General features: G+C 27.7%; 11 protein-coding genes, 2 tRNA genes and 1 rRNA gene. 10 read left to right on the forward strand and 4 right to left on the reverse strand.

The features are described from left to right. The first annotated feature begins 122 nt into the window (after nt 1-122). Nucleotides 123-3,107: a DNA polymerase III subunit alpha gene (dnaE, locus tag AB5V95_RS02900; RefSeq protein ID WP_369085855.1), complete on the forward strand. Its 2,985-nt coding sequence runs from the start codon at nt 123-125 to the stop codon at nt 3,105-3,107. A 2-nt stretch (nt 3,108-3,109) separates the two neighbouring features. Continuing rightward, entirely contained in the window at nt 3,110-3,988 is an 879-nt protein-coding gene (locus AB5V95_RS02905) for a 5'-3' exonuclease H3TH domain-containing protein (RefSeq protein WP_369085856.1), read from the forward strand. Between the two features lie 45 nt (nt 3,989-4,033). Here AB5V95_RS02905 and AB5V95_RS02910 read toward each other — a convergent pair whose 3' ends face one another. Further along, entirely contained in the window at nt 4,034-4,849 is an 816-nt protein-coding gene (locus AB5V95_RS02910; RefSeq protein WP_369085857.1) for a Cof-type HAD-IIB family hydrolase, read from the reverse strand. 12 nt (nt 4,850-4,861) lie between these two features. Beyond that, complete coding sequence (locus AB5V95_RS02915) at nt 4,862-5,680, reverse strand: Cof-type HAD-IIB family hydrolase (protein WP_369085858.1); 819 nt, start codon at nt 5,678-5,680, stop codon at nt 4,862-4,864. A gap of 428 nt (nt 5,681-6,108) precedes the next feature. Here AB5V95_RS02915 and AB5V95_RS02920 point away from each other — a divergent pair. The 5 genes from AB5V95_RS02920 (at nt 6,109) to lon (ending at nt 10,814) form a co-directional block, all read left to right on the forward strand. Beyond that, nucleotides 6,109-6,183, forward strand: a tRNA-Cys gene (locus tag AB5V95_RS02920). Nucleotides 6,184-6,189: 6 nt separating this feature from the next. Continuing rightward, nucleotides 6,190-6,266, forward strand: a tRNA-Arg gene (locus AB5V95_RS02925). A 122-nt stretch (nt 6,267-6,388) separates the two neighbouring features. Then, nucleotides 6,389-7,396, forward strand: coding sequence for a heat-inducible transcriptional repressor HrcA (gene hrcA, locus AB5V95_RS02930; RefSeq protein WP_027122957.1), 1,008 nt, complete (start codon nt 6,389-6,391; stop codon nt 7,394-7,396). 9 nt (nt 7,397-7,405) lie between these two features. Beyond that, nucleotides 7,406-8,206, forward strand: coding sequence for a nucleotide exchange factor GrpE (locus AB5V95_RS02935; protein WP_369085859.1), 801 nt, complete (start codon nt 7,406-7,408; stop codon nt 8,204-8,206). Between the two features lie 109 nt (nt 8,207-8,315). Then, the gene (lon, locus tag AB5V95_RS02940; protein WP_369085860.1) at nt 8,316-10,814 is read left to right on the forward strand and encodes an endopeptidase La; all 2,499 of its coding nucleotides are present in this window, start codon (nt 8,316-8,318) and stop codon (nt 10,812-10,814) included. Between the two features lie 50 nt (nt 10,815-10,864). On the opposite strand, the gene gap is transcribed toward lon, so the two are convergent. After that, entirely contained in the window at nt 10,865-11,866 is a 1,002-nt protein-coding gene (gap, locus tag AB5V95_RS02945) for a type I glyceraldehyde-3-phosphate dehydrogenase (protein ID WP_027122960.1), read from the reverse strand. A gap of 161 nt (nt 11,867-12,027) precedes the next feature. Between gap and rrf the strand changes: the two genes are divergently transcribed. Together rrf and whiA are read left to right on the forward strand one after the other, a co-directional pair. Then, nucleotides 12,028-12,132: ribosomal RNA gene (gene rrf, locus AB5V95_RS02950) — 5S ribosomal RNA — on the forward strand. 43 nt (nt 12,133-12,175) lie between these two features. Then, nucleotides 12,176-13,021, forward strand: coding sequence for a DNA-binding protein WhiA (gene whiA / locus AB5V95_RS02955; RefSeq protein ID WP_369085861.1), 846 nt, complete (start codon nt 12,176-12,178; stop codon nt 13,019-13,021). Here the strand turns inward: whiA and AB5V95_RS02960 are convergent. Then, the gene (locus tag AB5V95_RS02960; RefSeq protein WP_369085862.1) at nt 13,018-13,575 is read right to left on the reverse strand and encodes an NUDIX domain-containing protein; all 558 of its coding nucleotides are present in this window, start codon (nt 13,573-13,575) and stop codon (nt 13,018-13,020) included. The two genes, whiA and AB5V95_RS02960, sit on opposite strands and share 4 nt — an antisense overlap. Nucleotides 13,576-13,733: 158 nt before the next feature. On the opposite strand from AB5V95_RS02960, the gene AB5V95_RS02965 reads away from it, so the two are divergent. Continuing rightward, nucleotides 13,734-14,918 (forward strand): acetate/propionate family kinase, encoded by a 1,185-nt coding sequence (locus tag AB5V95_RS02965; RefSeq protein WP_369085863.1) that lies wholly within the window; start codon nt 13,734-13,736, stop codon nt 14,916-14,918. Nucleotides 14,919-14,953: the final 35 nt, after the last annotated feature.

Raw genomic sequence — 14,953 nt, forward strand, 5'->3', positions numbered from 1 at the left:
TCTAAAATTAATTTTTAATATTTAAAAAAAGAAAGTTACTGCAAATCTTTTGTTAAATAACATTTTATTATGATTTTCACAACAATTTTTTAATAGATATTAATAATATATAATTAATGTATATGAAAAAGAAATTAATAAATTTACATTTGAATAGCACATATTCATTTTTTGAAAGTTGTATACAAGTTGAAGATTTTATTTTTGATTTGAAAAAAAATAATCAGGAATATTTTTCAGTTACTGAGCACAATAACTTATATAGTTTAGCAATAGTCAATAAATTATCGAAACAAAATAATTTAAAACCAATTTTTGGCGTTGATTGTGATGTTGTTATAGACGGTAATGTTTATCGTTATATTGTTTTTTCTAAGTCAAAAGAAGGATTCGAAGATCTTAAACTATTGTCTTTTGAAGTTTTAAAAAAAGGTTATATCGATTTTAACAAATTTATATCTTATAAAAATTTAATTTTTATCGAACATCCAATATTTGGTTATTATGAAAAAACGAATAATATTATTAATTTAGAAAACTATTACTTTTCTATGCAATCAGTGAATATTAAGCAAGAACTTATTAATAATCATTTTGACAAATGTTTATTAATTAATCATAATTGCATATTATCATATGATGATAACGAGATTATAAATGTATTAGCAAAAATGAAAAATGAAACTAAATTCATTGATGTTTTTGAATCATATTCTCCTGAAATTGAATATGAAAAAGAAGTAATTGAGGCTCTAATAAATAAAACAAATGATTTTGCAAAAAAAATATATTTTGAAATTGAAGATGTATCTTATTTATTGCCAGTTTTCAAAAATGACAAAAACTTATCATCTTATGAATATTTAAAAGAAATTTTAAAAGAAAATATTGTTAAAAAATTTTCAAGAGAAGAGTGAAATGAAGTATATTCTAAAAGACTTGATTATGAACTTTCTGTTATTAAAAGTTTAAACTTTGCTGATTATTTTTTAATTATTCAGGATTGAGTTAGATGAGCTGAAAATAATGATATCTCGATTGGTCCCGGTAGAGGATCTGCGGCCGGCTCATTAATTAGTTATTTGCTTAATATCACTAAAGTAGACCCAATTAAGTATGGATTGATATTCGAAAGATTTTTAAATCCACAAAGGGTTACTATGCCAGATATTGATATTGATGTGCAAGATGATCGAAGAAACGAAGTAATTGACTATCTTGTTGAAAAATACGGCTATGAATATGTTTCTAGCATTGTGACATTTTCATCACTTGGAAAAAAATCAGCAATAAGAGATGTTCTAAGGGTACACAATGTATCACCTGTGAAAATTAATGCAATATCTAAGCTAATTAGTTCAGATGATGTTTCGCTTTTAGAAGAATATGAAAATAACAAAAAATTTGCATTTGAACTATCAAAAATAGACAGCAATGATCTTAATCTTTCTTTAAAAATATTAAACCAAGCTAATCGTATATCCGGATTTTATAGACAGACCGGAACACATGCTGCGGGTATTGTTATTAGTGATAAAAAACTTATCGATATTATCCCAGTGCATGACGTTGAAAATAATATGCTTCAAACCCAAGTAAGTATGGAATATCTTGAGTCATTTGGTTTAATCAAAATGGATATACTGGGTCTTAAAACTTTATCTACTATTAAAGAAATTATTAAGTTAATAAAACAAACAAAAAATATTGATGTAGATCTAACTAAAATTAATTTTAATGATTATAAAACTTTAGAAATATTAAATAATGCAAACACAGCTGGCATTTTTCAATTAGAAACACCGATAATGGTTAGAGCAATTCAGAAAATTGGAATATCTTCTTTTGATGATATTGTCGCTACAATATCACTAAATAGACCTGGGCCAGCTTCAAATATTCCAAAATACGCTAAACGTAAGCAAGGGAATGAAGATATTCCGAAGATTGAAAAAAAATATGACGAAATAGTTAAATCGACTTATGGAATTATTATTTATCAAGAACAGATAATGCAAATTGTTCAAGCAATAGCAAACATGTCTTTTAGTGAAGCGGATACTTTAAGAAGAATAATTTCAAAGAAAAAAGCTGATGAGATGCAAATTGTAAAAGAAGAATTTATTAAAAGAGCTATTGAGAATAATTATGATAAAGCAATAGCTAAAAAAATCTTTGACAGTATAGAAAAGTTTGCTGATTACGGATTTAATAAGTCACACGCAGTTTCTTACTCTATTTTAACTTATCAAATGGCTTATTTAAAAGCTCACTACCCGCAAGAATTTTATGCCGCATGTATTAGCGGAGCTCATGGCGCCCATGAAACAATTTCGAAATACGTAAATGAGGCAAAAACTATGAAAATAAACATAGTTGCTCCGAATATTAATTTATCTGCAGAAAATGCGTTGATTATTAATGATGGAATTATTTTACCTTTAACAATGATTAAAGGAATAGGACCTGAAATTGTGAAAAATATAGTTGAGAATAGAAAACAGTATGGGCCTTATAAAAACTTTTTTCACTTGTTAATTTGTCTACTAAAAACTAAGTCATTAGGAATTTCTGTTATTGAAACTCTAATAAAATCTAATAGTTTGAAATCATTGGGCGATTTCAACCAAGCAACTTTATTAAATGAAATTAAACAAGAAAATAGCGATACAATGTTGCTTTTAAAAATTAATAAAGATCAAGAAATTGAAAGTTTATCATCTTTAATTGATTCATACCAACCATCGCAAATACTTGAGGCTAATATTGAAGAAGAAAAAGAAAATGAGATTAATTTGCTAGGCCAAAATTACCATCAAAAACTAAATGGAATGGCCAAATATAAAAACGCTACTACATTTTTAGAAGCTCATGTTGGCAATGAATACGTGGGAATTGCATATTGCAACTTTATTCGTTCAGGTATTGCTAAAAATGGTAATAAATACTATTTACTTCAATTTGAAGATGAATCACAGAAAATTAGTTCTTTTATTTTTAAAGATGATGATTCTATTAAAGAACTAGAAAAAAAATATGTCGAAATTACATATGTTAAAAAAGATAAAACAACTATATATTTAAGAAAATGAAAAATTAAGGAATAATTATGAAAAAAACACTTTTAGTTGTTGATGGAACTTATTTAGCGTACCGTTCATTTTATGCAACAGCTTATGGGAATAATGCAATATTAGAAACAAGCGATGGCATTCAAACTAATGTTATAGTCGGTTTTTTCAATACATTATTTTCATTAATTAAAACTTATGATGTTGATGGTATTTATATTGCATTTGATTCTCGGATTAAAACATTTAGACATGAAGTATTTGCAGATTATAAAGCCGGAAGACAAAAAGCTCCAACAACTTTTTATACGCAACTTAATATTATTCATGATTTATTAGATGCTTTAAATATTAAAAATTTTAATTACGATGGTTATGAAGCTGACGATATTATTGCAAGATGCACTAAAACTTACGATGCTGATATATTGATATATTCAGCTGACCAAGATTTAAATCAATTAATTAATGATAATGTAAGCATTATTAAAAAAGTAAAAAGTGAATACATTATTTTAAACAGTCAAAACTTCGAAGATTATTATGATTTTAAACCAGATCAAGTAATTGATTATAAAGCTATGGTAGGCGATTCTAGTGATAATTTTAAAGGCATACCAGGAATTGGTCAAAAATCAGCTTCAGCTATGTTAAAAGAATTTGGCTCAATTGAAAATATTTATAAAAATATTAATAATGTTAAACCATTATGAGCTAAAAAGTTGCTTGAATTTAAAGATAATGCCATGAGAGATAAATATATAGCAACATTACAATTTGACTTTGACTTAGTGATGCCTGAGTTTAAAGATTTGTCAATTTTTAACATTGATTTATCAAATGAAGCAAATATTATTTTGGATAATTTAGAACTTAAAGCTTTAAAACGTAAAATAAAATCATCATTAATAAATTAAGCAATTTAAAAACCCACAACTTAACAAGTTTGGGTTTTTAAATAATTATTTGTGAAGTTGAGATAAGGCTTTGGCAACACCAGATTTTTTGAAGTTGCCAACAACTAATTTAGCTTGTTTTTTAACATTTTTTGTGGAATTTTTCATTGCAACAAAAGCTCCGATAAATGGAATGGTTGTTGTATCATTACCTGAATCTCCAAAATGAATTGCGTATTTTGGATCAATGTTCATAATTTTACATACAAATTCCTCAGCAATACCTTTAGTTGCATTAATATCATTTATTTCAATTGAATAACCTTTTGAAACGATATGGAAGGCCAAGTTTGAAAATTCTTTTTGAAGAATATCTCTAACGTTTACAATACCTTTTTTACTTACTTTACCGAATGTTAAGATTTTAGTCGAGTCAGCAAATTGTGGTAAATCTTCATAGGTGTGACGGTTCAATTTTTTGATTCAATTTCTAATAATTTTCATTTTAGCACTTGGGCCATAAATGTCTTTATTACTATTAAAAATAAAACACATTTGTTCGTCTTTTAAGATGTTGACAACTTTGATAACAGTATCTTTTTTAATTTCTTCTCTTTTTAAAATATTATTATTTTTATCAACAACGATTCCACCGTTTTGGCAAATTGCATAAGGTGCGTGAATTTCATTAGTTAATCATAAAACAAATTCTGAATTTGATCTACCTGTAGCTAAAATAAAAGGAATACCTGCATCATTTAATGCTCTTGCCGCTTGAATATTTTCTTTTGAAACTTTATCTTTTTCATTTTTAGCTTTTGGATTATCAATAAATGTTCCATCTAAATCTGTAAAATAAATTTTTGCTTTAAAATCGATCATAGTAACTCCTTATTAGTTGTTTGAACTAATTATTTTTTCAATTGCTCTTTTAACTCCTGCATTTTTATAAGAATTAGCAACTCATTTAGCTGCTTTTTTAACGTTTCTCATACCATTTTTCATAGCAACAAAAGCCCCGTTATAATCTACTGTACTAATATCATTGCCAGAATCACCAAAATGAACTGTTTTCTTGATATCTATTTTTAAAATTTCATCACAAACATATTTGTTTCCCGCACCTTTTGTTGCATCGTGTGTAGTAATTTCAACAGCATAGCCTTTTGAAATAATATCAACACAAAGATCAGGGAAAACTTTTTGCAATTTGTTTTTAACTTTCTTAATTCCACATTTAGTCAACTTTCCAAAAGCCAAGACTTTTGTAGCTGGTTTAAATTCGGTCATTTCTGAATATGGCAATAATTCTAAATTTTTAACTCATGGTCTAATAGTTTTCATTTTACCTTTATTTCCATATATCTTATTACCTGAACTAAATGTAATAAACATATTGTCTAATTTAAGAATCTCAGCAATTTTTTGAGTCATATTTGCATCCATTTCAACTCTTCTTAAAATATTATTGTCTATATCAACAATAAGTCCGCCATTTTGACAGATAACATATTTTGAATTAATTTTTCTAGCTAATGACATAACAAAGTCGGAATTTCCTCTACCAGTTGAAATAATAACATGTGTTCCGCCATCATTTAACTTCTTCATGTATTCAATATTTTCGTTTGATATTTTTTCTTTTGTTTTTGGTTCGTCTAATAATGTACCATCCAAATCAACAAAGTATGCAATTGGTTTAAAATTTAACATTTTTATCCTTTCTAAATTACGTTAATAAATTATTATATATTATTAGAATAATGAGTTATGCGATATTAGTAAAACATTTTGTCTAATAATGCGTTTTTGATATCCTTTTCTTACACACAAAAATATAAAAGACAATATTTGAATTAACTTAATTGCTCTGATCTTTAAATCCATTAAATCTTATTTTTGACAAATACTTTTTATTGTTCATTATAGATAAATTATATAAAAGAATAAATCTCATTTCTTTAAAGACTAAACCTTGAAATTCAATCAAATTTGAAGAATTTTTTATTAGGCAATAAAAAAATATTTAATATATTAATAGTGATTTAATTTGGAAAAATAAAAATTATTGCCTATAAACTAGATTTTTTTACATTTTTAAAAAAATATATTATAATAATTATGCAATTATGCCAAGTGTTGCCACCATAGCCAAACGGCCAAGGCATAGGTCTGCAACACCTCGATTACCGGTTCGAATCCGGTTGGTGGCTCCATATTATGCGCCCGTAGCTCAATTGGACAGAGTGTTTGGTTACGGCCCAAGAGGTTGCGGGTTCGACTCCTGCCGGGCGCGCCATATCAAGAAATTGTACAAAATGCCAGTCGGCATTTTTTTAATTTTAAAAAATATTAGCAATATAAGTTATAAAGTGCTAATTTAATGCTAAAATTATATTATTAAAAAATAGAGGAGTGTAAATGTCTGAAATTAAAAATAAAAATTTAGGCGAAAAACTATCTAAGTATTTTAAATTAATTGTTGATATGTATATTAAAACTGGAGAACCTGTTGCTTCTAAAAAATTAGTAGCAGAATGTGGCTTAAATTGTAGCTCTGCAACCATCAGAAATATGATGGCAAGCTTAGAAAAAATTGGCTTTTTAGAAAAGCAACATGTTTCGGGTGGAAGAATTCCTTCAACAAGTGGACTTGAATACTATGCAAAATATTTAGCTTACAACGCCAAAGATTACTTTAATCAAAAGTTAGAAGATTTATTGGCTAAGCGAAGATTGAGTGTTGATTCAACTTTAGATGAAGCGGCTAACATTATTTCAAAAATGGCTGGTTTTGCAGTTGTCGCCACTTCTAATAATCAATCTGAAACACTTAAAAGCATTCAATTAACGCCATTAAATGAAACTTCTGCAGTTGTAGTTATGGTAACTAGCACTGGTAATGTTCAAAATAAACTATTTACTTTAGACAGTTCAATTGAAATCAATGATTTAAAAGTAGCAATTAGATTATTTAAAGAAAGACTAATTGATACACCGTTAATTGAACTTGCGCAAAAAGCCATTGCTTTAGCACCTGTTTTTGCTCAACAAGTTAAAAACTACGAAGTAATTATTCAAAAGTTTATTAAGAATATTTTCCATTTTGAAGAAAAAATCGAGACACGTTCATTTAATAAAAACGCTATTATTTTAAAAGAAGATATTTCAAGAGAAGAAATTGCAAAAATTTTAGAACTAATTGAAAATCATTCGGTATGAGAAGCAATTGAAAATAACTTAGATGAAGATAATAATCTAAAATTAGATTTTTCACGCCCTAATTTAAGCATTATTTCAAAGAGAATTAATTTTTCTAATAATGAGAATATTAAAGAGATTAGCATTGTTGGACCTAAAAATTTAGATTTCAACGAATCATTTGAAACGCTAAAAATCTTAGAAGATTTAATAAAGGATAAGAAATAAGGAGGAAATATGAGCGATAGTATATTTAAACAATATGATTATGTTTCAGTTAAATTACTTAATTTAAAAGATAAAACTGAAAATGAATATCAAGGTTTTATTAATACAAATTCATTAGATAAAGAGATTGAAGAAGCTTTAATTAAAGGGAAATATAACAAAGAGAAAAACGAAATAAAATATAAAAAAGATAGTAAAACACTAACCTTGGTTATATTGAAACATAAAAAGACTGATCCTGTTTTCCATTCTTTATTTGAAGAAAATGCGAAGCTTTTAGACAAAAATGAATTGTTAGAAAAAAATATAGAATATTTAAATAAAGAAATTGATAATTTGAAGAAAAATATTTCAGACAACGAACATATCTTTAAAAAGCAAGTAGTCGAATTACAAGAAAAAGCGCAACAACAAATTAATGAACATCGTAAAAAAAATGATGAACATATAGCTAACGAATTAAAAGAAAGTAAACAATATGCATTGCAATCGTTTTTAGAAGATTTGATTCAACCATTAAATAACTTCGATATTGCAATTAAAGCTGCTGAAAATATTGATAATGCGATTGTTCAAAATTTCGCCAAGGGATTTGATATGTTATATTTACAAATCGAAAATGTTTTATCTTCCTTTGGAATAAGTAAAATAATTCCAAAAGTTGGAGAAGCGTTCGATGCTAATATTCACCAAGTTTATGAATTAGTGGCATCTGATTTTGATAAAGATACAATATTAGAAGTTAAAAATATTGGCTACAAATTACATGATAGAACTATTAAACCAGCACTGGTTATAGTAAGCAAGTAAATTATGTTTTCGCTAATTTTTCCCGATATGAAAAGAAGCGAAAAATAATATATATAATAACAGTAGATAATTTTGAGAGAAAAATTATTTATTAATAGAAAGGTAAATTATGATAAGTAAAAGTCCGTTTATAGCAATTAGAAATCAAATTTCAACGCCATGAACTCTTGAAAAAATTAAAGTTGGAAAACTTAATTCAGTTTTAGCTTTAGAAGAAGCTAATAAATTTTATGAATCTTCTTTTGTTTTAACATTTATTAAATCTGATGTTGCTAAAGATGCTGAAATTACATCAGTAGATCAAATGCATCCAATTGGTATGTTAGCCAAAATCGTTGAACAAGAAAACAAAAAAGGTATTTATTATTTAGAACTAGAACTATATAAACAAGTAAAAATTGTATCTATAGATAAAGAAAATCTTGTTGACGGTAAGAGTGTTTATATTGAAGCTGATTTAGAAAATGAAGAATATTTTGATGCTTCAGATGAACAAATTAAATTATTACGTGACAATTTATATAAAGCTATTAAAACTGCGTCACAAATGGGATACGATTCGGAAGGAATGCCATTAGCTGATCCAATCACTAAAAAAATGATGGACTTTATTAAAAAAGTGGGTGACTCAGGACCAACAAGCAGAGATGACTATTCTGCCGAAGTATGAACATTATTGAATTTAATCGATTCGGAATATACTAAAGAAGAATTAATTGATTTAATTAACAAAAACTCAATTTCAGAAACTTATTTATTTGCAATTAGAATTATTCAAAGAAAAGCTCACATGAAATCATTAGAAGAAGAAATAAATAATGGTTTACGTGGCGACATGGAAGAACAACAAAGAGATTTCTATTTGCGTGAAAAAATGCGCCAAATTAGAAAAATGCTAAAAGAAGACGAGGGCGGAAGAAAAGCTGAAGAGATTGAAAAAAATGACGATCTTAAAAAACAATACCCAGATTACGTTTTAGAAGCTTTAAAAGCCGAACAAGCTCGTGTTGCATCAATGATGCCTTCAAGTCCTGAGGCAAATATTTCTAAAAATTACATTGACTTAATTTTGGCTTTACCTTGAAGAAAAGTAAGTGCTGAATTAATTGATATTAACCATGTAAGAGAAGTTTTAGATAAATATCACTATGGTCTAGAAAAACCAAAAGAAAGAATTTTGGAATTTATTTCGGTTTTAACACATACAAAAGGCAAAAACAGTGATAACGAATATTTAGCAATTAAAAATGATCCAGAACACTTCGTTGATACTAAATTATTTGTTAATAAAGCAGGGCAAACAACAAATAACCCTGTAAATAATATTCCTATTTTAACATTAATTGGCCCTCCAGGAACTGGTAAAACAACAATGGCAAAATCAATTGCTGAAGCACTAAAACGTAAATTTATCAAAGTTTCATTAGGCGGAGTTAAAGACGAATCAGAAATTAGAGGTCATAGAAGAACTTATGTTGGAGCAATGCCAGGTAAGATTATTTCAGCTATAAAAAAATCAGGAGTTTCTAACCCAGTTATTTTATTAGATGAAATTGATAAAATGTCTTCTGATTTTAGAGGCGATCCTACTTCAGCAATGTTAGAAGTTTTAGACCCAGAACAAAATGCTAACTTCCAAGATCACTATTTAGATTTAGAATACGACTTGTCAAAAGTTCTATTTATTGCAACAGCAAACTACTATGATTCTATTCCAGCCGCTTTAATTGACCGTGTTGAATTACTTGAATTATCAACATATACAGTTAAAGAAAAGATTGAAATTTCAAAATCACATTTATTACCTAAAGTGTTTTCACAAAATGCATTAACATCTGAACAATATCAAATTAATGATGAAGTCTTAGATTTTATCATTAGAAATTACACAAGGGAAAGTGGTGTTCGTGAACTAAAAAGAATTTTAGACAGCATTGCTAGAAAAATTGTTGTAAGAATTTTAGATAATAAAATTAGCGACAGTTTTGTAGTTGATAAAGATGTTGTAGTTGATTTTCTAGGACCAGTTAAATTCGAAGACGATGAAAATGAAAATAAAGCACAAGTGGGTGTTGTTAATGGTTTGGCATACACAAGTTTTGGTGGATCAACTTTAGCAATCGAAGTGACGACATTCCCTGGTAAAGAAGGCTTAAAATTAACCGGGCAACTAAAAGATGTTATGAAAGAATCGGCACAAATTGCCTTAGCTTATGTAAGGGCTAATGCTAAAAAGTTTGGTATTGATTTTGATTTTGATAATAATTCAATTCATATCCACGTACCAGCTGGAGCCATTCCAAAAGATGGCCCAAGTGCTGGAGTTACATTTACAACTTCTATTATTAGTGCTTTAAGTAAAAAACCTGTGCCAGCAAATATTGGAATGACTGGAGAAATTACTTTAAGAGGTAAAGTATTGCCAATTGGTGGACTTAAAGAAAAATCTTTAGCAGCCACTCAATTTGGAATTAAGAAAATCTTTATTCCATGAGATAATAGAAAAAATCTAGTTGATGTACCTGCTGAAGTTAAAAAAGAAGTTGAATATGTTCCAGTTAAATATTACGACGAAATATTCGAACAAATTTTTAATGAAAAAAAATAGATAATTAAAACCGTAGCGAGATAATCGCTACGGTGTTTTTTAATTATAAACTATTTAACTTTAGCTAAGTGTTTTAATGTTCTAATGTATTGATTTACAAATGAAGATTCGTTGTCATATCATGAATAAACTTTGTATAGTTTTTTACCATCTTGTTCGATGATTTTTGTTAGTTGTGAGTCAAAGATTGATCCAGCTTTTGATCCAATAATGTCGCTTGATACTAATGGAGCGTCTGAAAATTCAAATGATTCTGAAGCTGCTTTTTTCATAGCTTCATTAATTTCTTCAACAGTTGCATCTTTTTCAAGCTCAACAGTCAAGTCAACAAATGAACCAGTAATTGTAGGAACACGTAATGCAATTCCGTCTAATTTACCTTTTAATCCAGGAATAACTTTGCCTATTGATTTAGCGGCACCTGTTGATGTAGGAATAATGTTTGAAGCTGCTGCACGAGCTCTTCTTAGATCTTTGTGAGGAGCATCTTGTAATCTTTGGTCAGCTGTATATGAGTGAATTGTGGTCATGAAACCAACTTTAACACCGAATTCTTTTTCTAAAACGTTAACAACTGGTGCTAAGCTGTTTGTTGTACATGAAGCACCTGAAACAATAACGTCTTCTTTGCTTAAAATGTCTTCGTTAACTGAGTAAACGATTGTTTTAACACCATCTGATTTAGCTGGGGCTGTAATTAAAACTTTTTTAGCTCCTGCGTTTAAGTGAGCTTGGTTATCTTCTATTGTTAAGAATCTTCCTGTTCCTTCGACAACGATATCAACTCCCAATTTACCTCATGGTAGGTTTGAAGGATCTTTTTCTGAGAATACTGGGAATTCTTTTCCATTAACTACGATATTGTTTTCTTTAACTGAAACTTCTGCGTCGAATTTTCCGTGTGCTGTATCGTATTTTAGTAAGTGAGCTAGTGTAGGAGCGTCTGTTAAGTCATTAATACCTACAACTTCTAGTTCAGGGTCATTTATAATGTTTCTAAAAATTAAACGGCCAATTCTTCCGAAACCGTTAATTGCTACTTTAGTTTTCATATTATCCTCCGTGATTTTTTAAAATTAATACAACATAAATTATAATTTATTTTATTAGCATTTTGCATTTATTATTACTTATGAGCGTTTATTTGAGAATTCACAAAGATAATAAAAAAATATTTTTTTGTAAAAGATTTTAAAAATGTGTATAATAATACCATAGCAACCATAACGAAGGGGTCCCACCTGATTCCATTCCGAACTCAGCAGTTAAGCCCTTCAGTGCCGAAAATACCAAGAGGGAAGATAGGTCGTTGCTTTTTTTATTATCTTTTTTTATTATAATATTGTATTAGGAGGTTAATTATGCAACATTCATTTAGTTGAGAAGTTAAAAAAGAACTAATTGCAAAAAATTTAAAAACTAGCGATAAAAAGAATTTACTAAGCGGAATTATTGCCTGCTCTAATTTTGATAATGAAACCTCTTCTTTTATAATAAACAATGAAATATTATTTGAATATATTAAAAAACTATTAGACTCATTATCAATAAAATATGAAAATCCAAGAAAAAATAGTTTTTTAATCGATTTATCTTCATTTAATAATAATAATTTAAAAAAAGAGCGTGACTATTTTTCAGGAATATTTTTAGTAAGTGGATCAATTAGTGACTTGTTAAGTACTTCAAATCATTTGGAATTAAAGTTTTATAATAAGGATACTGCTGAAATTATTTTAGAAATTCTTAATAGTCATGACTTAGCTTTTAAAATGATTAAAAGAGTTAATCGTTATATCTTATATTGTAAAAAAATTGAAAGTATTTGTGATTTTTTAAAAGCTATCGAAGCGATTGATTCATATTATAATTTTGAAGATTCAAAGATTCAACGTGATTATTATAATAATATAAATCGAATTACAAACTTTGATGTTTATAATCAACAAAGAATAGCGGACGCAAATGTTTTGTTTATTAAAAATTTTGATTTTATTAAAAAGAATAATCTTTTATCTTTATTTAAAAATGATGAAGTATTCTTTTTTGAAACTAAGTTAGAGAATATTGATTCAAGTCTTTCAGAACTTTGCAATATTTTAGAATCTAAAAATGTTTTTAAAACTAGGTCGTCACTTAACCACTCATTAATTAAATTGAAGAGAATAGTTGGCAAATATGACAAACAAAAAAATGGGAAATATTAGTTCTCATTTTTATTTTTTTGATCTAAATAATAAAGCAAAGGTAGTGATGCTAAATTATTTCTATTTTCAATTATGTCTTTAACATCTTTTTCTGACATTCAAATATTTTTAGAAATTTTTTCCATTAAACTTCCATCAGTTTGAGGAATTTCATTTTCTAAACCTGTAATGTCAAAAATATAACCGTAAACTGTTTCATTCATTTGCGTTGTGGCAAAATACTTTAATTGGTTAACTAAATTGTTTTCGCTTATTTTATATCCCGCTTCTTCATAAACTTCTCTAATTGCAACGTTTAAAGGTCTTTCATTTTCTTCAAATGATCCAGTAATAGGGCAAGGGTATAATTCGTCTCAACTTTTATTATCTTCGACTTGAACAAGGGGTTGAAAGCGAATTAAATAGTCTTTTGAATTATCAGAATTTTTGCGAAAGCATAAAGCTGCAATGCTGTCTTTATTTCGTCTTTGAGCGTATATTATCCCTTGTTCAGTTTCATAAACATTAATTCTTGAGGAGTTAAATAACAACTTATCTTTTTCGATATTTTTCATTGTTTAATTATATAAAAAAAGCATTTAATTAGTAAATAAAACGTTTAAATGCATAACTGCAAATAAAAATGTATTTTTCGATTAATTTTTAGGTAATATTTAACATTTTTTTATTATTTATTTATAATTTTGTCAAATACTTAAAGGGAGGTATTTAAATGTCTAAAATATTAGTTATAAATGCTGGTTCTAGTTCAATTAAATGAAATTTATTTTCAGATAAATTAGAAGTAGAAGCAAAAGGCGTTGCACAAAGAATAAAAATGGCAAGTGGAATTTTAACGTTAGATTACAAAGGAAACAAAACTGACACAATTACTGAATTGCCAACTTTTTTAGTAACAGTTAAAAAATTAGTTGAAATGTGAAAACAAGAAGGAATTATTAGCAATTTCAACGAAATTGGTCAAGTAGCCTTTAGAGTTGTTAACGGTGGACCAAATCTTAGAAAAACAAGTGAAGTAACTGAAGAAAATTTAACTCACTTAGTTAATTCAATTGATTTAGCTCCAGTTCATAACCCAGGTGCTATTGAAGCAATTAAAGCTTTTAAAGAAATGTTGCCAAATGCAAAGATGACAATGCATTTTGACACAGCTTTTCACAGCACATTACCAAAAGTTGCTTACACATATCCTATTAACTATTCAATTACTGAAGAGTTGAATATTCGTAAATACGGATTTCACGGGCTAAATCACCATTATATTGCCTTAAAATCAGAAGAAATTTTAGGTAAAAAAGGTGTAAACGTAGTTAGTTTACACATCGGAAATGGTGCAAGTTTGTGTGCTATACAAAATAGTCAGTCGATTGACACATCAATGGGATTTACACCATTGGCAGGTGTTATGATGGGAACAAGATCGGGAGATATTGATCCTTCAATCATAGCTTATATAATGAAACAAAAAAACATGACAATTGATGAAGTTATGAAAATGTTAAATGAACAATCTGGAATGTTAGGCGTTAGTCAATTATCATCAGATATGAGAGATGTTGGCAAGGCCAGATTAGAAAACGAACAAGCTCAATTTGCAATGGACTTATATGCTCAAAGAATAAGCGATTATTTAATAACATATTTAAATAAGATAAAGGGTAAAGTTGATGCAATCGTATTTACTGCGGGAATCGGTGAAAACGATGATTATGTTCGTGAAAGTGTTATTAAAAATATAAATCTATTGAAATTAAAAATTGATGACGAGGCTAACAAAAATCGTAACTTTAAAGACTATAAATTAATATCTACAGCAGATAGCGAATTACCAATATACGTAATTAGAGCTGAAGAAGAAATGTATATAGCAAAAGAAGCAAGCACATTTTTTAAATAAAAGCGTGTTGCTTTTTTATTGAAATTAAATATTAA

The sequence above is a fragment of the Metamycoplasma spumans genome, assembly GCF_041026625.1.
Lineage (GTDB): Bacteria > Bacillota_I > Bacilli_A > Mycoplasmatales > Metamycoplasmataceae > Metamycoplasma > Metamycoplasma spumans.